Here is a 25317-nt window from a genome sequence, read left to right as displayed (position 1 = left end):
TGAAGCAATACTATAAATGATTTCACTTAACAATTCGAAATGATCCATTAGGAGGGATTTGCGATGATTAACGCAGAAGACAATTCAGAGTCTGAAAATCCGCCTCAAAACTTGTTTGGAAAAGCATCTATCTCTAAATTTTCGTTACAATCGAATATTGAGATTAAGCCTAAGCCTGACAGTTTTAATCATGAGAATTAGTGAAATCAGCCCGGAAATTTTTCCGGGTTTTTTTATGACTCTGCAAGTTAATTTTTAGGAGGTGCAATTAGAGCCTTAGCATCAGCATTTAATGCATTATATATTTTAGGATTTGAAAGCAATTCCTTTTGTAGAAATGAAAATCGCTTAATTTCCGCGAATCTGAAATCACGTGCTAAAGAATTAATATGTTGAATAATTAACTGTGTTTCTCTTGAATAAAGCTCATTATTGTCATCATTAAAATCGACAACACAATTTACTAAAGTTAAAGCTTCGATACTTAATTTTGTACGGATATATGTATTTTTAAATTTATCAAAGTTTAATTCGATAATTTTACGTGCTTGAGGATAGTCGCTTTTACTTATGGCCCTTTCTAACAATAAAACATCGCGGTCTATTTTCATATATATCACCTTCCTGAAATAGAATAAAAGTAACATTTTCTAAAGGATTATACCATGAAAAAAGTTCTGTTTGTATAATCGTTATTACATAAATTTGATAAAAAACTACGAATTTACTTTAGTATATCTCTTGGTTTATTATTTTGTTTTCCATTTTTATACTTTTAAGTATGATTTTTGTGCAAATACGTCTCTAGTCTTATACCAATTTATTTCTAAAGTCGGTTACCTAACTAAAAGAAAACCCCTATTATAAAAGCAAGAATAAATAAAGGGGAAAGTTTATGGGCAGGAAAAAAGTCTACTTATTGTTAACTGACACAGGAACAATATTTACACGGATGATAAAGCTATATACAAAAAAACCATATAATCATGCTTCTATAGCTTTTGATAATAAGTTTACGGAAGTTTATAGCTTCGGCCGCAAAAAGCCTCGTAACCCGTTTATTGGTGGATTTGTTAATGAAGATGTTAGAAAGGGATTATTTAAAAATGCCAGATGTGCTATTTATAGTTTTGAAGTAACAGATGAGCAAATTTCCAGTATGAAATATTTTATTAATAAGATTGACAATGAAAAACATCTTTACAGGTATAATCTTTTAGGATTAATTACTTTTATTTTAAACAAACCTTATCAAAGAAAGCGTGCATATTTTTGTTCCGAATTTGTTGCAAGAGTTTTAAATGAAGGAAAAATCATTGAATTTCAAAAGCCTTTGTCTCTTGTTTCTCCACATGACTTACAGAGTATTAAAACGATTGAATTAGAGTTTGAAGGTCAATTAGCGGATTTACTTGAAAGTGATGCTCCGACAATGTATCCAATTGTTTCCTAAAATTTTATAGAGGCATATACACCCTTAAATTTATTATTTTAAGGGTGTTTTATTATGCATGTATTTAATGAAAAATAGCATAAAGTAAAAATCATTTAGAAAGAATAAAAAAAGAATAATAAAAGAGGTGACAGATTTGGAAAATCAGATGCCGCGTGAAGAAGGAATTGATCATAGTTTAGGACTATTAAAGGAAGGATACAATTTTATATTAAATAGGCGACAAAGCTTACAATCCGATATTTTTGAAACAAGAATTTTAGGTAAAAAAGCAATCTGTATGATTGGAGAAGAGGCAGCTCAAATCTTCTATGATCCAAAAAAATTTCAAAGGAATGGTGCTGCACCCAACCGTATTGTGCAAACGTTATTCGGAAAAAATAGTGTTCAAACATTAGATGGTGAAGAACATAGACAACGAAAAGATATGCTTATGTCAATAATGACAAAGGATGAGATAAATAGACTATTGGATATTACAAAGCTTCAATGGGAGCAATCACTTGATAAGTGGAGTCAAATGGATCAAATTGTTCTTTATGAAGAAATGAAGGAATTATTATGTAAAGCGGCTTTTAAATGGGTTGGCTCGCCATTGCATGAAGATGATGTGAAAAGAATGACAAGAGATTTAGGAGCGATGTTTGAAACTCCGGCAGCAATTGGACCTGCTCATTGGTTAGGTAGAGGTTTTCGAAATCAAGCGGAGAAGACAATACAGGAACTAATTCAAGCTGCCCGGGAGAAAAAAGTACAATTTCCTCAAAATACACCCTTGCATCAGTTTTCATTTTATCAAGATAAAGATGGCCATTTATTAGATATCGAAACAACATCGGTGGAAATACTAAATTTGTTAAGGCCAATTGTTGCAATTGCAATTTATATAAACTTTACAGTGCTGGCATTGTATCAGTATCCGGAACAAAAGGAAAAATTAAAAACGTATAACGATTATCAAAAAATGTTTGTACAAGAAGTAAGAAGGTTTTATCCATTCTTCCCGTTTGTTGCGGCACGGGTGAAGCAGGACTTCACATGGAATGGATATCAATTTACCGAAGGAACATTAACTCTTTTAGACCTTTACGGGACTAATCATGACCCGAAACTGTGGGAACATCCGAATATGTTTTATCCAGAACGTTTTGCACAATGGCAAGGAAGTCCTTTTAGTTTCATACCACAGGGTGGTGGAGACTACTATTTAGGACATCGCTGTGCTGGTGAACAGATTACAATTGATATAATGAAAATAAGCATTGATTACCTAGTAAATAAAATGGATTATGATGTACCAGAGCAAGATTTAAGCTTCAGCATGGAAGATATACCAAGCATCCCCCAGAGTAAAATCATATTAAAAAATGTGAAGCGAAAGAAAGAAAATATCCAATAATAGAAAAAACAAGGGGCCGTCCAGTTTACTGAGCGGCCCTCTGCTTTTTTAGTTACGTATATGATAAAAGGTCAATCAGAACAGTTTACGGGATATTTTGTATTTACTGGTTTATCGCGCTTGCATATAAAATTATTACTACACTACGTTAATGTTTAAAATTCCCTTCAAGAAGGAATTTCAGCTTTCCTCTCGAACATAGAGTAGTAGAGGCTATAAAACTTAAGGAAAGTGAGAGAAGTCAAAAATGATTAATGAACGATACCCAATAGGACAATATGAGGCTCCTGAAAGCATTACACAAGAAATTCGAGATAATTGGATTGAAGATATCTCCACATTTCCAACGAGATTAAAAGAAATAGTAGAGTCGATAAATGAGGAAGATCAACATCTGACATATCGTGAAGGTGCATGGTCTATCCGACAGCTCGTTCATCACATTGCTGATGCCCAAATAAATGTTTATACTCGAATTAAATTAGCTTTAACAGAAGAGAATCCAACAATTAAACCGTTTGAAGAAAATGGCTGGGCAGCGTTAGCAGATTTAAATATAGAACTTGCTTCATCTTTAAGTATTATTCAAGGTTTACACGCTCGTTTAAGCTATTTATTAGCAAACTTAAGTGAAGAACAATTAAAAAAGACATTTATTCACCCTGATACTGGCATTCAAACAGTTGAGAAGACAATGGGATTTTGTGTGTGGCATGTAAATCATCATTTAGCACATATAAAAAATGCATTAGAAAAAAGAAATCATTAACTTTAGGATTTTGATTTAAGTTAAATTAAATCTTGTGATATAATGAAAAAACTATGAACAGAAGGGAAGATGGGTGGCCAATGCGCAAATAATCTTATTTTTGATGTAATCTAAAAAGATTTCGAAACAAAAATAGGATTAGTCTGCCCATTTTCTATAAGTATAAGAAAGCTATTTTTAACGGTAATAGCTTATTTGTATTGCTTAAAAGCGACTAATCCTTCCAATGTAATTTGGGAGGATTTTTTTAGTGGATTAGAAAGTATAAGTTTTTATTTTACAGTAATCCACATAAGGAAAGACACACCTGCACTATTTTAGTGCAAGATATGTTTTTGAATCCTCCCTACTAACTAAAAGAAGGGAAGATATATATGCGGGAAATATTAAAATTGCAAAATATACATTATGAAATAATGGAGTCCGTTATTTTTGAACAGATACATGCAACAGTTCATCAAGAAGATGTTATAGGCATTATCGGTAAAAATGGTGCTGGGAAATCCACGCTGCTTCAAATTATTTCTGGAACTATACAAGCAACTAGCGGAAGCTTACGTTGGCTTCAACAAAATATTTCGGTTGAGAGCGTTGAACAAGAAATCGAAGCTTATAAATCAGCAGGAGTTACAGCTGAGGAGGCTTTATTATTATCACAGTGGCATGTTCCTGCCAATGAATTTAAGGAATTAAGTGGTGGAGAAAAGCTGAAAGCAAGACTTGCTAAAGGGTTTTCAGAGAATGCCCAAATTTTATTGTTAGATGAGCCAACGAATCATTTAGATGAACAAAGTGTACAATTACTCGTAGAACAAATCAAACATTATAAAGGGACAATTATACTTGTTTCTCATGATCGTTATTTTTTAGATGAAGTTACAACGAAAATATGGTCAATTGAAAATAAAAGACTAATCGAGCACAAAGGAAATTATTCAAGCTACATGAAGATGCGGGAGCACAAAAGACTCTCCCAACAACGGCAGTATGAAAAGCAGCAGCAGATGGTGCAACGAATTGAAGGCCAATTAAAGGAATTAACTTCTTGGTCTCAAAAAGCCCATGCACAATCAACAAAGCAGGAAGGTTTTAAAGAATTTTACCGTGTTAAAGCAAAACGTATGGATACACAAGTTAAATCCAAAAGGAAAAGGCTTGAAAAAGAACTAGAAAAAGCAAAAGTAGTGCAGGTTGAACCTGAATATGAAGTGAACTTTACATTGAAAGCAAAAGAAAAACATGGCAAACGATTTTTAGAAGTAAAAAATTTAAAGAAGACTTTTGGAAATAAAACTTTATTTAAAAATGTAAATTTCACAATTCAGCATGGGGAAAAGATTGCATTAGTAGGTCCAAATGGCAGCGGCAAGACTACACTATTAAAAATTATTATGGGTCAAACGAAGGCAGAAGGGGATGTTTGGATTTCACCTTCTGCAAGTATCGGATATTTAACGCAAGATGTATTTGATTTACCCCTTACGAAAACACCTGAAGAGTTATTCCACCGTGACACTTTTGAAGAAAGAGGCAAGGTTCAAAATTTCATGAAGCACTTAGGATTTTGTAAAGCTGCATGGAAAGAGCAAATTCAATATATGAGTATGGGGGAACGTATTAAATTTAAATTAATGATCTATATATTGGAAGAAAAGGATGTGCTCATTTTAGATGAGCCAACGAATCATTTAGATTTACCTACACGCGAGCAATTGGAAGAAACCTTGTTCAATTATAATGGTACATTGATAATTGTCTCTCACGACAGATATTTTATTAACAAAACTACTACTGGTAAACTTGAAATTAAGAATGGCCATATTTACAAAAAATTAAATGAAGTCACAGAAAAAAAGGACACAAAAGAAGAAGTCCTATTGAGGCTGGAAACTGAAAGACAAGAAATTTTAGGAAAACTTAGTTTCATGACTTCAAAAGATAAACAATATCAGGAACTCGATCAAAGATTCAATGAATTAACAAAACAAATAAATATGTATAAAGAAAAGTAGCTAAATTTTAATATCTAGTAATTAATTTCTGATTATCTTACATCACTTAATTTAGTTACAGTTGCATCATCCCCGCAATAAAGCCGTCCAATTAAATTTTATGGACGGTTTTTTAGTTGAGTTTTTAAATTAAGTTACTAGTGGAAATTGTGTATGATTATGGTTATTTATCACATACTACTCATGCTATTTCTAAAACGATAGCATGGAAGGAAGGTATGAATATGTCCCCGTTCTTTAAAAAAAGAACGAAAAAAAATAAAGTACCAACTATACCTGAAAGCAAAATCCTAGAAAATTCCACAAAAATAATCTCCCCAAAGCTAGAAGATAACATATATGAAATTAATAAAATTTTTCAGAAGAACATGGATTTCTTAATTCGAAAGTTTAATTTATTCGGTAAGACTCCTGCAGTACTTATATGTTTGAAGTCATTAGTGAGCACTGAAAAAATTGACCGTGATATCATTAAACTTCTTCAAGAGGGCGAGCCTTTAAGTGATCCATCACAGCAAGTAACTCAATATATTATAAATAACATACTTTATTTTTCAGACGTAAAGGAAGTATCAGAACTATCATCTTTTATTAAAGCTATTTCATCTGGAAAAGCTCTTATTTTAATTGAAGGCGAAGAATATGGAATTGAACTGGATGTAGTAGAAAAGGAAAAAAGATCGATTGAAGAACCCGCTACTGAAAGAGTTGTCCGCGGTCCAAGAGATGGTTTCATTGAGCAAATTATGACAAATATTTCACTATTACGCTATCGCCTCCCAGTTCCTGAGTTTCAAATTGAGGAAACAGAGGTGGGAAAAAGAACGAGAACAAAGGTTGCAATTTGTTATATGGACGATATTGTAAGTGAAGATTTATTAAAAGAAGTGAAGATGAGAATTGATGCAATAAATATAGACAGTATTTTAGATGCTGGTTATATCGAACAATTTATACAAGACCGTCCTACTCACCTTTTCCTCAAGTCCAAAATACCGAAAGACCGGATAAAGTCATAGGGAACATTTTAGAAGGAAGAGTTGCGATATTAATAGATGGAAGCCCTTTTGCATTGATTGTGCCTGCAACATTTAACCAATTTTATCAAACCAGTGAAGGTTATTATGAAAGATGGATAATTTCTTCTTTTGTTCGAATTGTTCGTATGGCAGCTTTAATTTTTTCATTAACCTTTTCATCCTTTTATATAACGGTTCTATCCTTCCATCCTGAGCTTATTCCTGCAAATTTTGTTGTTGCCGCTGCGAGTGGGAGGCAAGGTGTCCCATTCCCTGTTATTTTTGAGGTACTAGTTATGGAATTTGCAATGGAAATATTACGAGAAGCAACGGTAAGGATGCCCCAGCAAGTAGGGGGCGCGTTATCGATAGTAGGAGTTCTTGTAGTCGGTCAAGCAGCGGTACAAGCAGGGTTTGTAAGTCCGATCACAGTAGTTATTATTGCTCTGTCAACAATCGGTTCTTTTGCAACTCCTTCATACAATGCAGCAACTGCATTTCGTATGCTAAGATTTTTACTTATTATTTTGGCAGGTACATTTGGCCTCTTAGGGTTGGCAGTAGGAATTATGTTAGTTTTGAACCATATGCTTTCCCTTCGTTCCTTTGGAATACCTTATATGACACCATTCTCTCCAGGGAACATTAAATCATTAAAAGATTCAATATTTCGTGCTCCTTTTTATTGGCTAAAAGAACGGCCAGCTGAAAATCATGTAAGAGATGCTCAGCGTATAGGCAAAAAGGTAAAAGACACAACGAAAAATAATTTTCTTGATAATAACGGAGGAGATTTTGATGAAACATAGTGATCCAATTTCCTCCATACAATTCGCTTCTATTGTTACTGGTACAATGGTAGGAATATCATTATTAGGCCTACCAAGATTTGTAGTGCAGGAAGTGGGAAATGCAGCTCCTATTGCAAGTTTATTTGGGATTTTGTGTTCACTTGTTGGAGTAGTGGTGGTTACAATGTTGGGTAAGAAATTTCCAAAACAAACAATTATCAGCTATAACAAGATAGTTTTAGGGAAGTTTCTAGGCAATTTTTTTAATATTATATTGATTGTTTTTTTTCTTTTGTTAATGGGTCTTGAAACTAGGCAGTTTGCAGAAGTTATGGTAGGTGCACTCTTACCTAGCACCCCTATACAAGTATCAATTTTTTTAATTATTTTTCTCTGTTCAGTAATTAGTTTCCAAAATGTTTCGTCTTTTGCTTTTATCCATTTTTTCTATTTACCACTAAGTATCATACCATTATTTTTAGTATTGATTCCTTCCTTTAGAGATATAGAGATATATCATCTATTGCCGATTTTTGGCCATAATGTGTTCAATTAATGATTTCTTAAATGGATCATTAAGAATAGGACAGGCCATCTCCAATTTCCTAGTAATTGCTATGATAATCCCATATATGAAAAATCCAAATAAATCTGTTAAAAGTGGAGTTTGGGGGTTTCTATTAGGCGGTCTTATAGTTTTTTCATTAATTACAATAACACTTGGCGTTTTTGGTGAAGTAACAATTTTGGAGATGTTTTGGCCGGCCCTGGTGCTTGGTCGAATGGTTCAAGTTCCCGGGGAAGTTTTGGCACGTATAGATGCTATTCTTATCATTTCATGGATATTTGCAGTTTTTACTTCATTACTTTCCTATTTCTTCTTTTCAGTTAGAGGGATAGCAGAGATGTTAAATACGGAGAAGCATAGAGTAATTAAGATAATTGGATTTTTAGCAGTGTTTTGTATAGCATTGATTCCGCAAAATATTTATGAAATGTATGATTATATACTTAAGATAACTACGGTAGGTGTTCTCCTTATTATTCCTTATCCACTGCTAATACTAATGATTGCAAAGCTAAGAAAGAAAAAGGGAGATACTATATGAAAAAACTATTTATCATTATCTTTTTTTGTATATCGTCACTTTTTCTAACCGGATGCTGGGATCGATATGAATTAGAAGAGAGAGCAAATATTTTAGGATTAGCTGTAGATATAGCAGAAGAGGAGGAAGGAAATTCTGTTCCCAATGTCACACACGAAGAAGGTGGATACCCAGGCAATGATAAAGATACTCTTTATAAAGTAACTGCACAATTAGCTATCCCTGGGAAAATTAAATTAGGTCCTGAAAAGGGAGGAGAAGAATCTCAGAAAACAGCTTGGGTATTGGAATCATATGGATATACAATGAAGGATGCTATGGCAAATTTACAACAACAACTTGCAGAGAAAATCTATTATGGGCACTTGCAAATTATTGTTGTAAATAAAAAAATTGTTGAAGAAGACATTACAGATATAAATGATTTCTTAAAACGCGAGTATGAAGTAAGACGAACCGCTTGGATGGTTGTAAGTGAAGAAGCAGCATCAAATATAATACAAGCTGCACCACCGCTTGAAACTGTACCTTCATTGTACTTATCAAATACATTGGATAATTCAGTGCGATTGGGGAAATTACCAAGAGAATTCTTCGGAAAATTTTGGGTAGACCTTTCTGATATAGGTGTTGATGCAGTTTTGCCTATAGTAAAAAATATCGATAATGACCGAATTATGGTTAGTGGCCTAGCATATTTTAAAGGTGATAAAATGGTTGGTAGAACCAATCCATTGCAAATCGGCCAATATTTGGCGGTAAAAGGTCAAAATCCAGGTGGTTATTCCGTTGCAATAGCGACAGAAGACGGTGCCAACTATATGGTTGAATCGTATGAGAGGAACTCTAAATTCAAGGTCAAAGTAACCAATGGAAAACCATCTGCTTTTATAAATGTGGAAATAAACGGCATGATTGAAGAAGAAACACAGTCGAATAATTTATCAGAAGAAAAACTTTATGAAATAGAACAAAAACTTTGTGAATTGTCTGATAAGGTTTTTAATGAATTTAAAGAAAAGTTGCAGCAGGATCAGTCTGATATTTATGCTATAGGTGCAAGAATAAGAGCCCAATACCCAAAATATTGGAATGACGAAGTGAAAACAGATGAAAAATGGTCAGAAATCTACAAAGATATGGATATCCAAATAAAAGTAGATTTTAAAATTAAGCGTTCAGGAATGGAATGGAAGTAAGTATTATAAAAATTGCTAAATTAAAATGCTGTTAATATGATAATCGAGTGGAAAAAAACTTGGGTTTTCCATTCGATTTTTTTCTTGTTCCTTGTATAATAATTACAAAAAACGTCTTTAAAGAGGATGTGATGAAATTGGCAATTCGGATAAATTCGCCACTTAATGCATCTACTCATGCAAAGCCTATGAATGTTATGGCGATACTTTGCGTGAGGAGATATTTATAATAATCGCCTAAGTTGCTATGCATTCAAACGCTTTGCCCTTACTTTGAACGATAAAGTAAAGGAGAGTTGCAAATGCGTTATGTAAATGCACATGATATATTACCAAAAGAATTACTTGATGAAATACAGAAGTATGTTCAAGGTGACTTAATCTATATTCCAAAGCCTGAAAATAAACGTGTACAATGGGGCGTCCTTTCTGGGGAGAGATTAAGGCTGCAAAAACGAAATGAACATATTAAAATGTTATTTCAAGAAGGGACGCCTATTCAAAGCTTGGCAGAGCAATATCATTTATCGATTGAAACGATCAAAAAGATTGTTTATCGAAAATAAAGAACTTAAGGTTATTAGGTTATTTATGATATTGATTAAAGGGTTGCAAAATTTTAACCCTCTTTATGTTATGTATAGTTTAATTTAAAAAAATGTCTCCAATTGCTGAGTTTGTACATTTTCTGTACGCTATAGCAAAAGGAGTGTTCTAAATGAATTTCATGAATGTTGAGCAATATCAATTTGTTAAAAAACAAGCAAAGAAAATCTTAAGTGCATATACATCATCAAAGGACCAAAACGTCATACAAGCGATTCAAGCTCTCGTCCAAGAAGAAATAAATAATAAGTTATATTTTAGCGATGTTGAACAACAGCTGTTATTGCAGCCAATTTTTGGTTTGCGTACAAAAGAACAGCTGGAAATTTTTATTGTTGATATTAAACAATATGTAGAACCTTTTAAGCGTCCAACAGAAAATGAGTTGAAGAAGCTTTTCCCAAAGGATAAAAAATTAAGAATTCCAAATCTTGAACAAATCGATTGGAAAGAGATTACTTATTTAAGCTGGGTTGACTCTGGTACTAATCGTAAGTATATCGTCTATAGAGAAGATGGAAAATTGAAAGGGTTGCGCGGCGTATTTAGTAATACTGAAAAAGTAGGGATATGCACAGTTTGCAACCGTCAGGCGAAAGTAGGAATGTTAATGACTTCAAAAAGTGGCCCTACTCTTGGAACATATACAAAACGAGGAAATTACATTTGTGAAGATAGTGTAGCTTGTAATGAAACATTAACAGACATAAGTAAATTAAATGACTTTGTAGAAACTCTACTATAATAGTTGGGGGGATGTTCAGTAATCATCATGTGAACATCCCCCTTTCTTTATATTATAGGCTTTAAAATGATGCTCTTTAGGTGGTGACCACTATTTTTTGAACCTTATCAACTAAAGAAATAATCATAAGTATTTTTTGCTAATAGGAGTACTGTGACAACAATAAATAACACTCGAACATAGCCACTGCCGCGCTTAATAGCAAATTTTGAGCCGCAAACTGCACCTATAATTTGTGCAGTCCCCATGATTAGACCATATGCAAAATTAATTTGACCTAAAAATAGAAACATAACAAGTGCTCCAATATTACTAGCAAAATTTAAAAACTTTGCATTTCCTGCTGCTTTTAAGAAATCAAAGCCTATCATTAAGAAAGCAAAGATTAAAAACGAACCTGTTCCGGGTCCTAAAAAGCCATCGTAAAATCCAATTGTAGAAACTAGTATAATAAAACCAATTAATTTCTTAGTAGTAAGTTTTTTGAAGGTTGAAATGCTGCCCCAATCTTTTTTCAAAACAGTATATACACCAACTACCGCGAGCATGAAAAGCATTAATGGCTTTAATACATTTGGATCCATTAGGTGAACGATCCAAGCTCCAACCATGGCAGAAATAAAAACAATCGGGAAAAGCTTTGCAATTGTTTTTAAATCAAGTTGACCAGAACGATAAAATGTAATGGCGCTTGTCAGTGATCCCATTGTTCCAGCAAGTTTATTCGTTGCAACTGCTGCAGAAGGACTTAAGCCTGTAAAAAATAATGCCGGTAAAGAAATCAATCCGCCCCCACCGACGACAGAATCAATAAACGCAGCTAAAAATCCAAATAGAAATAATATTAAAATAAGCGACGGATCTAATTCTAAAAACATGAGCATCAACCTTCCAATTAAAGCCTCAACCTTGACCATAAAATAGGTAAGAATATATCAGTCAAAAAAGTGCAAACTTAGTTAATTATTCTTCGACATTATATATCTAATTGTGGCTTGCTAGATTTTCTTCCATGAATTAGATAATATACGACAATCATACAAAGAATAACAGCAGCACATAAAATATACATTCCTCTAAAATCAGTGAGTGGTATAATGAGACCGATTAAAAACGGCCCTAATCCCATTCCTCCATCCATACAAATAAAATAGGTAGAAGTTGCAAGACCTACACTCTTTCGTGGAGATACTTTGATGGCGATTGCTTGCATACATGACATAAGAGTACCAAATCCAAGGGCTAAAAAAATCGCAGCGGCTAGTAAAGTAAAGCTGTTTTTTGCTATTCCCATTAAAATTAAGCTAAATGAAAAACAAATAATGGCTGGATAGATAACTATATTATCTCCCTTTGAATCAAGCATTTTCCCCGTAATTGGCCTTGAAATGAATAACACAACCGCATATACAATAAAGAATATTGAAGCTGCTTTCGTTAAATTAATCTCAATTGCGTACGTGTTAATAAAAGAAACTATTCCAGAGTACCCCATGCCAATAATGACCATCATAAGCGAAATTGGCAAGGCAGCCTTTTCAATAAAGTCTCCTAATTTTAAGCCACCTCTCATAGCTTGTCGCTCTTCAGTAGTTAAGTCGGCTTCGCGGACTTTTGTGAAAAGAATCACTACTATTGAGAAAATAGTTAATGCGGTACAAATCATAAAAATGACATTAAAGTCGAAATGTTGGGTGATATAAAGACCTAAAAATGGACCAACAGCAGTAGCGGCAGCGGAGCTTAAAGAAAAATAACTAGTACCCTCTCCACGTCGATTGCTCGGAACTGAATCCATTACTGTAGTTGCAATGGCTGTACTTGAAATGCCAAATGAAATTCCGTGAATGAAACGAACAATAAAAAGTACTAGGAGACTATTGATAGGAAAATAGGCAACCACTGTGATGAAAGCTAAAAATAAGCTAAAGTATAATGTTTTTTTTCGGCCAAACACCTCAACATATTTGCCAGCAAATAATCTTGCGACGAGTGCACCGATAACATAAATACTTGCAGCTAATCCTGCTTCACTCTGAGAAGCGTCAAACTCATCAATTGCATATACGGCTAAAGTTGTCATTAATAAATAAAACGTTAATGCAATGAAGAAATTTGCACATAAAAAAAGGACGAAATCTTTTGTCCAAAGTTTTGTTTGTTGCAATTGTAAAACATCTCTTTTCTAAATAAAGTATAAACCTATATTAGCTCTTCAAATTTATGTATTCAAGCCTAATAAAAAATATATAAATCGGAGGAACACGTCTTTCTTTTATAACTTATTAGATTTGTGAAGAAATAATTAAAAGCACATCATTTAAATCATATTATGGCATATCATTAAGTTCTATTTTAGATATACCCATCATAAATATAAACTGAATATTATGAAAAAAGAAAGATTGCAACTGTGTGTGTGTATAAAAATAAACTATATTACCTTCAATTTCAATCTATCACTTTAACGTATTAAATTTTTAAAAAGTCATTATTACTAGAAATATAAATTAATAAAAAACTTTCCTAATAAAATATTTAAAAAAATCTTTAACTTTTAATGATTATGTTGATTCTATTTTCAGAAAACAAAGAAAAAAGAAGGGGGATTTTTATGATGAAAAGAAGTTTCTTTTTGCTACTGATGTTACTTGGCTTAACTCTCTTATTAGCAGCGTGTAATTTTGGAGGGGAGGAAGAACCAGCTACTTCAGAAGAGCCATCAACAGATGATGCTCCAGAAGAAGCTTCGGAAGGTCCAAAGGAAATAAATTTAGTCATTCCATCTGAACCACCATCTTTACATCCGCAATTAGCTACAGATACTACATCGGATGTAATTATAAGAAGTTTATTTGAAGGGTTAACAACTTTAAAGGATGGAGAGGTCATTAATGCTGCCGCTGAAAATGTCGAGGTGAGCGAGGATTTATTAACTTATACCTTCACATTAAGGGACGCACAATGGTCGAACGGTGACCCTGTAACAGCAGAGGATTTTGCTTATGCTTGGGAATTTGCATTAAACCCCGAAAATGCCTCTGAATATGCATCAATTTTATATCCTATCAAAGGAGCGCAAAGTTATAACCTTGGGGAAGGTACTGTAGAAGATTTAGGGATTGAAGTAGTTGATGAAAAAACGCTTAAGGTTACATTAGAAAACCCAACGCCATACTTCTTAGAATTAACAGCATTTAAAACATATTTCCCAATTCATAAAGCTACAGCTGAAGCAAACAAAAATTGGTATTCTGAAGCAGGCTTTATCTCAAACGGACCATTCGTTCTTTCTGATTGGCAACATGGAGGTTCGATTACATTAGATAAGAGTGAAAGTTATTGGGATAAAGATAATGTTGCTCTAGACAAGGTAAACATTTCGATGGTTGAATCCGAAACAACTGCAGCAACAATGTTCGATGCTGGGGAAATTGATTTTATAGGTAATCCATTCCAAACTGTAGGGTTAGATGTAATTAATAAATATAAACAAGAAGGCATTTTAAAGATTCAAGACCATACAGCTTTATATATGTACAAATTCAATACAACTGGTGAATTTACATCAAATGTAAATATCCGTAAAGCCTTGACGCTTGCTATTGACCGACAAACGTTAATTGACAACATTACAAAAGGTGAGCAAACTCCTGCCCTTGGTATGGTTCCACCATCAGTTGAAGGCTTTGAAGAAGACCGTGGTTACTTTAAAGATAATGATATTGAAGAAGCAAAAAAAGCTTTAGAATTAGGGATGAAAGAACTTGGTATTTCTGACCCTAGTGAAATCAAAATTAATATATCATTTAATACAAGCGAAGCACATGCAGCTATTGCTCAATTTATTCAAGAGGGATGGCGTACAAATCTTGGTATCGATGTTTCACTTGATAATTCAGAATGGCAAGTATACCTAGATAAATTAACTAATTTAGATTACGATGTTGGACGTCTTGGTTGGATAGCAGATTATAACGATGCTTATACATTCTTAGAGCAATATGACTCAGCTGAAAATGGCAACAACGACACTGGTTGGGAAAATCCGCAATATGCAGAGTTGTTAACACAATCCAATAGTGAAACAGATCCAGCTAAACGACTTGAATTACTAAAACAGGCAGAAGCTATCATAATGGCAGAATATCCTGTTGCACCAATTTACTACTATACAAATCTATCTGTTAAGAAAGATTATGTAGAAAATATTGAACCAGATGTACTTGGTAACATATATTTAAAATATACAGATATTAATAAATAAACAAATTAAGAAGAGGTTACTATTCTTAAGGCTGCTAATATCGAGTAATCGATTCTAGCAGCCTTCTATGCTTTGGAAACTAATGTCTTACTATGTGCTTTCTTAAAAAGGGAGGGATTCAACATGCTTAAATATATTTTGAAGAGAGTTATTTATATACTTATTGCATTATTTATAATCGTTACTGCTACATTCTTCTTAATGAGATTAGCACCTGGCAGCCCTTTTGCTAGCGAACGTGACTTTCCGCAGCAAATAGAAGAGCAATTGAATGCTAAATATGGATTGGATAATCCTTGGTATATTCAGTATAAGGATTATTTAATAGATACAGCGACTTTTGATTTTGGTGAATCTATGAAATATAAAGGCCGTTCAACAAACGATATTATTTCTGAAAGCTTTCCAATTTCCTTTACGTTGGGAATGGAGGCAATGCTTTTATCGATAGGTTTAGGAATATTACTTGGAGTAATATCTGCACTTTACCATAATCGATTTCCTGATTATCTTTCGTCAACTATTGCAGTTCTTGGAATATCAGTTCCTTCCTTTGTACTTGCAGGGCTAATGCAATATTTTCTTGCTTTTAAATTTAATCTATTCCCCGTAAGTGGTTGGAAGGGGTTTATCTATAGTATTCTACCAGCTTTCGCAATCGCTCTTTCACATATGGGCTTTATAGCGAAGCTTACTCGTGCAAGTATGCTTGAACAGAAAAATAGTGATTATGTAAAAATGGCACGTGCAAAAGGGCTCGGTAAGTGGACAATAGTATACAAGCATACATTACGAAATGCATTAATGCCTGTAATAACATATTTAGCTCCACTTACAGCAGGAGTTGTAACAGGCAGCTTTATTGTTGAACAAATTTTTGCAGTACCTGGCTTGGGAAAACATTTCGTAACAAGCATTACAAATCGCGATTATACCGTCATCATGGGTACAACTGTATTCTATTCAATTATTCTTCTGTTTGCAGTGTTAATTGTAGACATTTTATATGGATTGATTGATCCGCGAATTAAATTGAAAGGAGCGAGAAAATGATGATAAAAACTGAAGATAAATTAGAAAAACTACCGCCTGAAATGTTTGAGATCGTCGGTGGTCGTCATGATGAAACCGAAAAGTTAGCTGACAAATCAGTATCATTTTGGAAGGAAGTATTACTTCGTTTTTGTCAAAATAAATTGGCGGTTTTTGGAGTGGTTGCTTTAATCATCATTACATTAATGGCGATTCTCGTTCCTTTTTTATCTCCATACAGCTACCGCGAGCAGCTTGGAATTTATAATGCACCACCATCTGCAGCACATTGGTTTGGTACAGATGATTTAGGTCGTGATGTGTTTGTCCGTGTATGGCAAGGAGCTCGTATCTCTCTTTTTATAGGGATTACGGCTGCTGTTATCGATTTAATAATTGGTGTTTTATGGGGAAGTATCTCGGGTTTATTTGGCGGTCGAGTTGATAATATTATGATGCGCATCGCAGACATACTATCAGCAGTGCCGTATTTACTAGTAGTGATTATCTTGCTAGTTGTATTAGAGCCAGGCTTACTTCCGATGATTATTGCATTATCTATTACTGGTTGGATTAATATGGCGCGCATCGTGAGAGGAGAAGTGTTATCTATTAAAAACCAAGAGTATGTTTTAGCTGCTAGAACTCTTGGGGCGAGTACGTGGCATTTAATTAAAAAACATATAATACCTAATGCTTTAGGGGCTATTTTAGTAACGATGACATTAACAATACCAACTGCTATATTTACTGAGTCATTTTTAAGTTACTTAGGTTTAGGTGTCCCTGCACCAACAGCAAGTTGGGGAACAATGGCCTCAGAAGGGAATAGTGCATTAACTTCTGCACCATGGCGTTTATTCTTCCCAGCATTGTTTATATCATTAACTATCTTCTCATTTAATGCAGTTGGTGATGGCTTAAGAGATGCTCTTGATCCAAAATTACGTAAATAGAGGAAGGTGAAAATGATGAGAAAAAAATTGCTGGAAGTAAAAAATCTGAAAATCAACTTTAAAACATATGCAGGGCTAGTACAAGCAGTTCGAGGTGTTAACTTTGAATTGTTTGAAGGAGAAACATTGGCGATTGTAGGAGAATCAGGATCAGGGAAAAGTGTTACAAGCAATGCGATAATGAAGTTGATTCCTCAACCCCCGGGGATATATGAAGATGGCGAAATCTTTTTTGAAGGGCGAGATTTAATCCCTTTATCGGAGAAAGAAATGTCGTTAATTCGGGGAAATGATATCGCAATGATATTTCAGGATCCAATGACAGCTCTTAACCCAACAATGCGAGTAGGAAGGCAAATTACAGAAGTAATTTTGAAGCATAATAAAATACCTCATTCCGAGGCTAAAGCGCGTGCCATACAGTTGCTGCAACTAGTAGGTATTCCAATGCCTGAAAAACGGTTCAGACAATATCCACACGAATTTAGCGGAGGGATGCGCCAGCGTGTAGTAATTGCAATTGCGTTAGCGGCTGACCCTAAGCTGTTAATTGCCGACGAGCCTACTACAGCACTGGACGTCACAATTCAAGCCCAAATTTTAGAGTTGATGAAAGATATTCAAAAGAAACGAAATACGGCGATTATCTTTATAACACATGATTTAGGAGTAGTTGCCAATGTTGCTGACCGAGTAGCGGTTATGTATGCAGGGCAAATAATTGAGTATGGGACGGTTAATGATATTTTTTATGATCCAAGACATCCATACACGTGGGGTCTTTTAGGTTCAATGCCTGACCTAAAAAACGATGTAAAAGAAGAATTGCGTACAATACCTGGTTCACCGCCGGACCTAATTCATCCACCGATTGGGGATGCATTTGCAGCAAGAAATGAATTTGCTATGGCAATTGACTATGTAAAGGAACCGCCAATGTTTCAGGTATCGGATACACATTATGCCAAAACGTGGTTGTTGCATCCAAATGCCCCTAAAATACCTGTACCGGAATCAATTTCTCGTAGAATGGAAGGCTATTTGAAGGAGGCAAAAGGCAATGGTTAAAAAACTGCTCGAAGTAAAAAACTTAAAACTATATTTCGGTTCTCCAAGTAATCCGATTAAAGCGGTTGACGGCATTAGCTTTGATATATTTGAAGGGGAAACACTTGGTTTAGTGGGAGAGTCTGGCTGCGGTAAATCGACAACAGGGCGCTCAATTATCCGCCTTTATGATATTACTGACGGAGAGATATTATTTAAGGGGAAAAATATTCACGCTGGAAAATCTCGTAAGGAATTAATAGAGTTAAATCGTGAAATGCAAATGATTTTTCAAGACCCATACGCATCATTAAACCCTCGTATGACAGCTGGAGAGATTATAAGCGAAGGATTTAATATACATGGACTTTATAAAGATAAACTACAGAGACGTGAGAAAGTTGCGGAATTATTAGAAGCTGTTGGTTTAAATCGCGAGCATGCATATCGTTATCCACATGAATTTTCTGGTGGCCAACGCCAACGTATAGGTATTGCACGAGCTTTAAGCTTAGATCCAAGCTTTATAATTGCAGATGAACCCATATCCGCTTTAGACGTTTCGATTCAAGCGCAAGTAGTGAATTTATTAAAGAGGCTTCAAAAAGAACGCAAATTAACATATTTATTTATCGCTCATGATTTATCAATGGTAAAATATATTAGTGACCGCATTGCTGTTATGTATCAAGGAAAGATTGTAGAAATTGGAATGGCAGAAGATATCTATCATAATCCGATTCATCCATATACAAAGTCATTATTATCAGCGGTTCCACTGCCGGATCCTATGACAGAAAGAAAGCGTCAAAGAATTCCTTATGAGTATGAAGAAACGGACGAGCATGCAAAATTACAAGAGGTATTACCTAATCATTTTGTTTATGGCTCTAATAGTCAATTGAAAAAATGGATAATATAAATGATTAAGATGATAATTCCTTCAGATGAATTATCATCTTTTCTAGTGGGTATAAAAATAGAATTAGAAAGTGATTAATTTTGGAAGTATAACAGTAATTATTCTTATTAGCTATATTTATATAACTATAATTAGAGTAATAATAGGAGGTAAATAATAAAGGAGATAAAAAAGAATATAAAAATAGTGTAAACGTGTAAAAGAGACAGATAATCAAAGTTTTTATTTATTTAATAAAAGCTATTTGTTACCATAATAAATGTTAGTAAATGTATTTTCAGAAAAGTGAAAATATAAAAAGTTGGGGAGACATAATATGAAGAAAAATAATATACCACTTCTATCCCTGTTACTAGCTCTAGCTGTAATTTTAGCAGCTTGTAACTTCGGAGTATCAAAAAATGAAGCAAGTTTGAAAGAAATTAATCTAGTAATTCCATCAGAACCACCATCGTTACATCCACAATTAGCAACTGATAATGCATCAAATGCAATTCTTCAGAACGTTTTTGAAGGTTTAACAACTATAAAAGATGGCAAAGTGGTATATGCGGCTGCTAAAGATATACAAGTAAGTGAAGACTTACTTACTTATACATTCACATTACGTGATGCACAATGGTCAAATGGTGATCCAGTTACTGCAGAGGATTTTGCATATGCTTGGAAGTTCGCTTTAAACCCGGGAAATGGATCTAAGTATGCTTCAATATTTTATCCAATTAAAGGTGCAGAAAACTATAGCCTTGGAAAAGGAAGAGAAGAAGATTTAGGAATTAAAGTGATTAATGAAAAAACTCTTGAAGTTACACTAGAACACCCGACGCCGTATTTCCTAGAATTAACAGCGTTTAAAACATATTATCCTATCCATAAAGCTTCAGCAGAGAAAAATGACAAATGGTATACTGATGCAGGTGAAACATACATAACAAACGGGCCATTCACATTAGCTGACTGGCGTCATAGTAGTTCAATTACTTTAGAAAAGAATCGGAATTACTGGGATGCAGAAAATGTTGCTTTAAATAAAGTAAACATATCAATAGTTGAAAATGAAGCAACTGCTTCAATGATGTTTGATGCAGGAGAAGTGGATTTTTTAGGGGCTCCGTTCCAAACTATCGGTTTAGACAAAATTAATGAATATAAGGATGAAGGGATTTTAAATATTTCTAATTACGCTGCAATTTATGCTTATACATTCAATACAACTGGTGAATTCACTTCAAATGCTAACATTCGAAAAGCATTAACACTTGCAATTGATCGCCAGGGGTTAATTGATAATATTATAAAAGGTGAACAAACTCCCGCATTAGGGATGGTCCCATCTACGGTTCCTGGTTTTGAAGAAGACAGAGGCTACTTTACTGATAATAATATTAAAGAAGCAAAAACAGCTCTAGAAGCTGGTATGGAGGAACTGGGTATTAATAATCCAAGTGAAATTAAAATAGCCATTTCTATTAATACAAGTGAAGGACACGGAGTGATCGCTCAATATATACAAGAAGGTTGGCATAAGAACCTAGGCATCGACGTATCAATAGATAACTCCGAAGTGCAAGTATTCTTAGATAAACTAACCAATTTAGACTATGATATAGGACGAGTTGGGTGGGTAGCTGACTATAATGATGCTTACACATTTTTAGAGCCCTATGACTCAGCAAACAATGGCAACAATGTTACTGGGTGGGAAAACGCAAGTTATGCAGCCTTATTAAAAAAGTCTATTACAGAGAAGGAAGAAAAAACTCGCATCGGTTTACTAAAACAAGCAGAAGCTATTGCAATGGCTGAATTCCCAATTGCTCCAATTTATAATTACACAAACCTTTATGTAAAAAAGGATTATGTTAAAAATATGGAACCAAATGCTCTAGGCAGTATTTATCTTAAATATGTAGATGTTGATAAATAATGATCCCTTTTATTTTTCGTGAACTAATTGACACTTATAAAATGCTTGAATATACTAGAAATACTAATATGAGGAGAGGTGAAGTAGTATGGCAAACGTATCTGTAATTGTAAACAAGCGATTTGGTTTGTCTTATTTCACTCACCTCAAAGTATATTGTTAAGTACTTACCTTTATTTAAGAAGAATAAGGTGTATTCAATTTATACTCTTTGAACGTGTTGAAACCTATGACTGCCAAATCGCAGCCCATAGGTTTTTTATTTTGCAGCAGAAGAACTGTAGAAGACATATATTTCAGGAGGAAATTTAAATTGAATATAAAATCGTTAGGATTTTCATCATTTTTTGAAGATCAATTATTAGACTTGTTAAAAGATAAAAAATTTGAAAAATGCATTCCTGCTCGTGTAACTAAAGAACATAAGCATTCATACCGAGTTATTTCAGAAAATGGAGAATGGCTGGCAACGGTCGCAGGGCATTATGCGTACGAATCATTTGTCCAAGAGGATTATCCTGCAGTAGGCGACTGGGTGCTTGTCGAAAAAATGGATGGTGAGAAAAGAGCAATCATTCATAAATTATTTAAAAGGAAATCTCAATTTTCCAGGAAAATGGCTGGGCAGGAACTAGATGTACAAATCGTTGCTGCAAATGTAGACTTTGTACTACTAGTTATGAGTTTAAATGAGGATTTTAATATTCGACGATTAGAGCGTTATTTAGTAGCGGCATGGGATTCAGGTGCAACACCAGTAATCGTTTTAACGAAGGCTGATTTATGTGAGGATGTTGAGCGATATTACAATGAAGCACAAGCAATTGCATTTGGTGTAGATATTTTTGTTACGAGCTCTTATACAGGGGAAGGAATTGAAGAAATCAGTTCTTTATTAAAAGAGGGAACAACAGGAGCTTTGCTCGGTTCATCTGGAGCAGGGAAATCAACCTTAACAAATGCTTTATACAGAAATGATAAAATGAAAGTATCCGGCATTAGAGAAGATGATGCAAAAGGAAGACATACTACAACTCACCGAGAACTTGTATTATTGCCAAAAGGTGGTTGTTTAATTGATACACCAGGAATGCGAGAGCTTCAGTTATGGGATCAAAGTGAAAGCCTGAATTCTGGTTTTAAAGATATAGAAGAATTAGCACAAAACTGCCGATATCGGGATTGCAGCCATAGAAGCGAGCCAGGCTGTGCAGTCATTAATGCCGTTGATAACGGTGACCTTGAATATTCAAGATTACAAAGCTACTTTAAATTGCTAAAAGAACTTGCTTTTATTGAAAGAAAAGTGAATACACAAGCAAGGCAAGCAGAACAACGGAAATGGAAGCAGATTTCGAAAGGATTAAAGAAGAAGTATAAATAACAGAGTTTGAACATAACACTAAGTCCTTAGAAAGATAATTTATAATTAGGGGCAGTTCAGAAAGTAAGAATTTCTGGACTGTCCCTCTTTTTAATGTACTTCCCGAGCAGTAGTCGACGTTAAAACTGCATCGACAATTAATCTATTTATATTAAATATAAATCAATCTACTTTTTAATAATTTTATAAAGTTAAAGTAAAGTGGAAACCAAATTATACAAAAAATAGTCAATATTAATGTGTCAATAAGATTTTTCATTGGCATTATTTTTGATAAAGTGTATGAAGAGAAGAAAGTTTGAATACGGTTAAATATAGTAGCATAAAAATTGAAGATGATAAACTTATAAATACATAAGGAGAGAATTAATGGAAACTTGGATTACGACGATTATGGAGGATTACGGGTACCTAGGGGTATTTTTGCTTATAATGTTAGAAAACTTATTTCCCCCTATTCCTTCAGAGGTTATATTAACTTTTGGCGGATTTATGACAACCACTACAGAGTTAACGGTTTTTGGTGTGATCGTTGCATCTACGATTGGGTCGGTTGCAGGTGCTATAATACTTTATGGTATAGGAGCAATAGTAGGTATTAAACGGATTGAGAGATTTGTTGATAAGTGGGGAAGAGTATTGCGACTAACAAGCAGCGATATTTATAAAGCGAATGCTTGGTTTGAAAAGTATGATGTGTGGACTGTTTTCTTCTGTCGCTTTATTCCATTAATCCGTAGTTTAATTTCATTGCCGGCAGGGATGGCAAAAATGAACTTCTGGATTTTCCTACTGCTCACGACTTTAGGAACATTAATTTGGAATATGGTGTTAGTAAACATAGGTAAAGCAGTAGGGGATTCTTGGGAAACAATTGTTCATTATATGGATATCTATTCAAATATCGCATATGCAGCTCTAGCAATTATATTCATTGTTGTCGTTATTCGTTTTTACCGAAAAAAGATGCGAGGCTATAAATAAAAGAAAAAGGAGTAGTCCAAATTATGAACTGCTCCCCGTCAAGTAGACAGTATAAATAATAAAAAGATTTTAAGCGGCTTGAGCTCGGAATTCTAAAGGGCTTAAGCCGTTTAATTTTTTTGTGTAACGATAATGATTATAAAAATGAATATACTCATCAATCGCTTGTTTCAGTGACTCATATGTATGGTATTTCTTTAAATAATATTTCTCGCACTTTAATGTACCCCAGAATGATTCGATTGGGGCGTTATCAATACAACGTCCAACTCGAGACATACTTTGAGTCAGTTTTGCTTCGTCAATGATTTCCTTAAACTTCTTTGAAGTATATTGGAACCCACGATCACTATGTATTAATGGATGTTCACCTTCACGTAAGGTTTTTATCGCTTTTTTAATCGTCTTAAATACTAATGCATTATTGTTTGAGTGGCCAAATTCATAACTCACAATAGAACCATCATGTAAATCAATAATTGCGCTTAAATAGGCTTTTTTTCCATTCCCATATTTAAATTCTGTCACGTCAGTACACCATTTTTTATTAGGTTTATCAGCTGTAAATTCTCGGTTTAACACATTTTCTGCCACATGATGAACAGGGGATTTCTTATACTGCTTTCGTTTTCTACGGATGACAGCTTTAAGCTGATCAATTTCCATTAAACGATAAACACGTTTTTCATTAATTGGCGGTAAATTCGTTATTTTTCTGTAACGATTAATTGTGATTGTTATACGACGGTAACCAAAAGTCCCAGATACTTGTTGGTAAAGTCGTCGAATTCCTTCTAATAGCGACTGATTTAAAGTTTCTCGAGCAGTAGGTGTTCGTTTTAACCACTTATAATAAGCGGCGCGTGAAATACCTGCGATGTCGCATAATAAAATAATCGCTAATTGTTCTTCTTCATGTAGTTCTTGAATTGCTTCATAACGCTGTTGTAAACGAACTTGTGTTATCGACGCCTCCTTTCGATCTCCTCTAACTTTTTTAAAAATAAATTTTCTGCGCGTAAACGTTCATTTTCACGTTCAATTCGTTTAATTTCTAGTTTCAATTTTTCTTCTACTGTTAATTCAGCTTCTTCTTTTGTACGACCTCGACGATCATGTAACGCCTCTTCACCATTCGCTTCAAATTTCTTCACCCATTGATACACCTGTTGATAGGAAACATCGAATGTTTCCGCTGCTAATTGATAGTTTTTTTGATGCTTTAAACAGTAGTCGACAATTTGAATTCGCTCTTCAACTGTTGTTTTTCGTCCCTTTGTCATAGTTTGGCTCATTCCTTTACCCGAATCATTTAATTCACTATGACTAGTATACTTTTTTACCCAGTTCATTAAAATGGTTCTACCCGAAATTTGATGTTTTTTCATGAGCTCCAGTAATGAATAATGACCAGATAGATAATCTTCCACCACCTGGTACTTCTGTTCTTTTGTGTACTTCCGTTGCGGAAAACCATGCTCAAAAACCGCTTCACCAAATATTTCATATTTTACATACCATTCTTTCAAGGTACTTTTATGAATTTGAAATTTTTGCCCAAGTTTTTCAAATGAGTAGTCGCCTGATAAATAAAGTTGAATGATTTTTAACATAAATTCTTTTGGATACTTATAAAAGGTCATAAAAAAAGCCCCCTATTAGGTAGATGAATTTTTATTTTTTCATCTGTCTACCT

At 34.1% G+C, this 25317-nt stretch carries 22 protein-coding genes and 1 pseudogene; 19 read left to right on the top strand and 4 right to left on the bottom strand.

Translation table 11 applies throughout. The features are described 5' to 3' along the window. The first annotated feature begins 63 nt into the window (after positions 1–63). A complete protein-coding gene (locus MKY04_RS20420; RefSeq protein WP_346235063.1) occupies positions 64–201 on the top strand; it encodes a hypothetical protein in 138 nt (45 codons plus the stop codon). Between the two features lie 47 nt (positions 202–248). Here the strand turns inward: MKY04_RS20420 and MKY04_RS20415 are convergent, their stop codons facing one another. Beyond that, the gene (locus MKY04_RS20415) at positions 249–611 is read right to left on the bottom strand and encodes a hypothetical protein (RefSeq protein WP_126294537.1); all 363 of its coding nucleotides are present in this window, start codon (positions 609–611) and stop codon (positions 249–251) included. A 284-nt stretch (positions 612–895) separates the two neighbouring features. Here MKY04_RS20415 and MKY04_RS20410 point away from each other — a divergent pair, with 284 nt between their 5' ends. From MKY04_RS20410 to MKY04_RS20360, 10 genes and pseudogenes are all read left to right on the top strand, one after another. Beyond that, on the top strand, positions 896–1453 hold the full coding sequence (locus tag MKY04_RS20410; protein ID WP_126294536.1) for a hypothetical protein: 558 nt from the start codon (positions 896–898) through the stop codon (positions 1451–1453). Between the two features lie 136 nt (positions 1454–1589). Beyond that, on the top strand, positions 1590–2852 hold the full coding sequence (locus MKY04_RS20405; RefSeq protein ID WP_346235062.1) for a cytochrome P450: 1263 nt from the start codon (positions 1590–1592) through the stop codon (positions 2850–2852). A 247-nt stretch (positions 2853–3099) separates the two neighbouring features. Next, positions 3100–3621, top strand: coding sequence for a YfiT family bacillithiol transferase (locus MKY04_RS20400; RefSeq protein ID WP_126294534.1), 522 nt, complete (start codon positions 3100–3102; stop codon positions 3619–3621). A 374-nt stretch (positions 3622–3995) separates the two neighbouring features. After that, the gene (gene abc-f, locus MKY04_RS20395) at positions 3996–5633 is read left to right on the top strand and encodes a ribosomal protection-like ABC-F family protein (protein ID WP_346235061.1); all 1638 of its coding nucleotides are present in this window, start codon (positions 3996–3998) and stop codon (positions 5631–5633) included. Between the two features lie 218 nt (positions 5634–5851). Beyond that, positions 5852–7461 (top strand): annotated as a pseudogene (locus tag MKY04_RS22335) (spore germination protein). Further along, positions 7451–7999 (top strand): GerAB/ArcD/ProY family transporter, encoded by a 549-nt coding sequence (locus MKY04_RS20380; RefSeq protein ID WP_346235060.1) that lies wholly within the window; start codon positions 7451–7453, stop codon positions 7997–7999. The pseudogene MKY04_RS22335 and the gene MKY04_RS20380 overlap by 11 nt, the downstream one beginning before the upstream one ends. Then, positions 7986–8552: a GerAB/ArcD/ProY family transporter gene (locus MKY04_RS20375; protein ID WP_346235059.1), complete on the top strand. Its 567-nt coding sequence runs from the start codon at positions 7986–7988 to the stop codon at positions 8550–8552. Before MKY04_RS20380 ends, MKY04_RS20375 begins: the two co-directional genes overlap by 14 nt. Continuing rightward, positions 8549–9751, top strand: a complete 1203-nt coding sequence (locus MKY04_RS20370; protein WP_346235058.1) for a Ger(x)C family spore germination protein — start codon at positions 8549–8551, stop codon at positions 9749–9751. Before MKY04_RS20375 ends, MKY04_RS20370 begins: the two co-directional genes overlap by 4 nt. 302 nt (positions 9752–10053) lie before the next feature. Continuing rightward, positions 10054–10317 (top strand): CD3324 family protein, encoded by a 264-nt coding sequence (locus MKY04_RS20365; RefSeq protein ID WP_126294530.1) that lies wholly within the window; start codon positions 10054–10056, stop codon positions 10315–10317. Between the two features lie 152 nt (positions 10318–10469). Next, positions 10470–11102, top strand: coding sequence for a FusB/FusC family EF-G-binding protein (locus tag MKY04_RS20360; RefSeq protein ID WP_346235057.1), 633 nt, complete (start codon positions 10470–10472; stop codon positions 11100–11102). Between the two features lie 107 nt (positions 11103–11209). On the opposite strand, the gene MKY04_RS20355 is transcribed toward MKY04_RS20360, so the two are convergent. Further along, entirely contained in the window at positions 11210–11980 is a 771-nt protein-coding gene (locus MKY04_RS20355) for a TSUP family transporter (protein WP_346235056.1), read from the bottom strand. A 98-nt stretch (positions 11981–12078) separates the two neighbouring features. Next, complete coding sequence (locus tag MKY04_RS20350; protein WP_126294527.1) at positions 12079–13269, bottom strand: MFS transporter; 1191 nt, start codon at positions 13267–13269, stop codon at positions 12079–12081. A gap of 447 nt (positions 13270–13716) precedes the next feature. On the opposite strand from MKY04_RS20350, the gene MKY04_RS20345 reads away from it, so the two are divergent. The 8 genes from MKY04_RS20345 (at position 13717) to MKY04_RS20310 (ending at position 23621) form a co-directional block, all read left to right on the top strand. Next, positions 13717–15369, top strand: a complete 1653-nt coding sequence (locus tag MKY04_RS20345) for a peptide ABC transporter substrate-binding protein (protein WP_126294526.1) — start codon at positions 13717–13719, stop codon at positions 15367–15369. Positions 15370–15492: 123 nt separating this feature from the next. Further along, positions 15493–16422, top strand: coding sequence for an ABC transporter permease (locus tag MKY04_RS20340; protein ID WP_126294525.1), 930 nt, complete (start codon positions 15493–15495; stop codon positions 16420–16422). Next, complete coding sequence (locus MKY04_RS20335; RefSeq protein ID WP_126294524.1) at positions 16422–17357, top strand: ABC transporter permease; 936 nt, start codon at positions 16422–16424, stop codon at positions 17355–17357. The genes MKY04_RS20340 and MKY04_RS20335 overlap by 1 nt, the downstream gene beginning before the upstream one ends. A gap of 15 nt (positions 17358–17372) precedes the next feature. Beyond that, the gene (locus tag MKY04_RS20330) at positions 17373–18425 is read left to right on the top strand and encodes an ABC transporter ATP-binding protein (RefSeq protein ID WP_346235894.1); all 1053 of its coding nucleotides are present in this window, start codon (positions 17373–17375) and stop codon (positions 18423–18425) included. Continuing rightward, positions 18418–19326 (top strand): ABC transporter ATP-binding protein, encoded by a 909-nt coding sequence (locus MKY04_RS20325; RefSeq protein WP_126294522.1) that lies wholly within the window; start codon positions 18418–18420, stop codon positions 19324–19326. Before MKY04_RS20330 ends, MKY04_RS20325 begins: the two co-directional genes overlap by 8 nt. 316 nt (positions 19327–19642) lie before the next feature. Further along, a complete protein-coding gene (locus MKY04_RS20320) occupies positions 19643–21253 on the top strand; it encodes a peptide ABC transporter substrate-binding protein (protein ID WP_346235055.1) in 1611 nt (536 codons plus the stop codon). Positions 21254–21566: 313 nt separating this feature from the next. Then, entirely contained in the window at positions 21567–22637 is a 1071-nt protein-coding gene (rsgA, locus tag MKY04_RS20315; RefSeq protein ID WP_126294520.1) for a ribosome small subunit-dependent GTPase A, read from the top strand. Between the two features lie 369 nt (positions 22638–23006). After that, a complete protein-coding gene (locus MKY04_RS20310) occupies positions 23007–23621 on the top strand; it encodes a DedA family protein (RefSeq protein WP_126294519.1) in 615 nt (204 codons plus the stop codon). A gap of 69 nt (positions 23622–23690) precedes the next feature. Here MKY04_RS20310 and MKY04_RS20305 read toward each other — a convergent pair. Then, positions 23691–25264 (bottom strand): IS3 family transposase gene (locus MKY04_RS20305; RefSeq protein ID WP_421663058.1). Its coding sequence is split into 2 segments (ribosomal slippage): positions 23691–24622 and positions 24622–25264, totalling 1575 coding nucleotides; the frame shifts between segments, so codons are not numbered across the junction. Between the last annotated feature and the right edge of the window lie 53 nt (positions 25265–25317).

The organism is Lysinibacillus telephonicus (genome assembly GCF_039654155.1).
Lineage (GTDB): Bacteria > Bacillota > Bacilli > Bacillales_A > Planococcaceae > Ureibacillus > Ureibacillus telephonicus.
The sequence above is the reverse complement of the archived record's forward strand: the minus strand, read 5'-3'. Positions and strand labels throughout refer to the sequence as shown.

What these genes read in the sequence shown, in the direction of transcription:
- MKY04_RS20375 (WP_346235059.1), top strand. Translation starts at nt 7,986, where the DNA reads ATGTGTTCAATTAATGATTTCTTAAATGGATCATTAAGAATAGGACAG.
- MKY04_RS20340 (WP_126294525.1), top strand. Translation starts at nt 15,493, where the DNA reads ATGCTTAAATATATTTTGAAGAGAGTTATTTATATACTTATTGCATTA.
- MKY04_RS20410 (WP_126294536.1), top strand. Translation starts at nt 896, where the DNA reads ATGGGCAGGAAAAAAGTCTACTTATTGTTAACTGACACAGGAACAATA.
- MKY04_RS20415 (WP_126294537.1), bottom strand. Translation starts at nt 611, where the DNA reads ATGAAAATAGACCGCGATGTTTTATTGTTAGAAAGGGCCATAAGTAAA.
- MKY04_RS20400 (WP_126294534.1), top strand. Translation starts at nt 3,100, where the DNA reads ATGATTAATGAACGATACCCAATAGGACAATATGAGGCTCCTGAAAGC.
- MKY04_RS20365 (WP_126294530.1), top strand. Translation starts at nt 10,054, where the DNA reads ATGCGTTATGTAAATGCACATGATATATTACCAAAAGAATTACTTGAT.
- MKY04_RS20335 (WP_126294524.1), top strand. Translation starts at nt 16,422, where the DNA reads ATGATAAAAACTGAAGATAAATTAGAAAAACTACCGCCTGAAATGTTT.
- MKY04_RS20370 (WP_346235058.1), top strand. Translation starts at nt 8,549, where the DNA reads ATGAAAAAACTATTTATCATTATCTTTTTTTGTATATCGTCACTTTTT.
- MKY04_RS20345 (WP_126294526.1), top strand. Translation starts at nt 13,717, where the DNA reads ATGATGAAAAGAAGTTTCTTTTTGCTACTGATGTTACTTGGCTTAACT.
- MKY04_RS20360 (WP_346235057.1), top strand. Translation starts at nt 10,470, where the DNA reads ATGAATTTCATGAATGTTGAGCAATATCAATTTGTTAAAAAACAAGCA.
- MKY04_RS20355 (WP_346235056.1), bottom strand. Translation starts at nt 11,980, where the DNA reads ATGTTTTTAGAATTAGATCCGTCGCTTATTTTAATATTATTTCTATTT.
- MKY04_RS20420 (WP_346235063.1), top strand. Translation starts at nt 64, where the DNA reads ATGATTAACGCAGAAGACAATTCAGAGTCTGAAAATCCGCCTCAAAAC.
- MKY04_RS20330 (WP_346235894.1), top strand. Translation starts at nt 17,373, where the DNA reads ATGAGAAAAAAATTGCTGGAAGTAAAAAATCTGAAAATCAACTTTAAA.
- MKY04_RS20310 (WP_126294519.1), top strand. Translation starts at nt 23,007, where the DNA reads ATGGAAACTTGGATTACGACGATTATGGAGGATTACGGGTACCTAGGG.
- MKY04_RS20380 (WP_346235060.1), top strand. Translation starts at nt 7,451, where the DNA reads ATGAAACATAGTGATCCAATTTCCTCCATACAATTCGCTTCTATTGTT.
- MKY04_RS20325 (WP_126294522.1), top strand. Translation starts at nt 18,418, where the DNA reads ATGGTTAAAAAACTGCTCGAAGTAAAAAACTTAAAACTATATTTCGGT.
- abc-f (WP_346235061.1), top strand. Translation starts at nt 3,996, where the DNA reads ATGCGGGAAATATTAAAATTGCAAAATATACATTATGAAATAATGGAG.
- MKY04_RS20320 (WP_346235055.1), top strand. Translation starts at nt 19,643, where the DNA reads ATGAAGAAAAATAATATACCACTTCTATCCCTGTTACTAGCTCTAGCT.